Source organism: Alkalihalophilus lindianensis, assembly GCF_032843265.1.
Taxonomy (GTDB): domain Bacteria; phylum Bacillota; class Bacilli; order Bacillales; family Bacillaceae_D; genus Alkalihalophilus; species Alkalihalophilus lindianensis.
Genome location: NZ_JAWJBA010001119.1, coordinates 1 through 231, shown reverse-complemented (window position 1 = coordinate 231; position 231 = coordinate 1). Strand labels below are relative to the sequence as shown.

Below are 231 nucleotides of genomic sequence, written 5' to 3'. Positions count from 1 at the left end.
CAACTTTAAAGAGATTGCTCAGGCGGTTTCCTTCTATTTAGAAGAGGTTGGTTTAAAAGCAAACATCAAAACAGCGGATGGTACAACTATGAACTCTGATTTAATTCCTCAAGGGAAAGCAGGACATATGTATCGTCAAGGCTGGGGCGGCTGGACACTTGACTTTGATAACACGGCATATTTAATGTACCACGAAGGCGAATTCTGGAATCCATCCTTCAAAGATGAAAA

General features: G+C 41.1%; 1 pseudogene. It reads left to right on the top strand.

Going from position 1 to position 231, the window contains the following annotated elements:
• Nucleotides 1-231: pseudogene (locus tag RYX56_RS25575) on the top strand (ABC transporter substrate-binding protein); the annotation flags it as partial.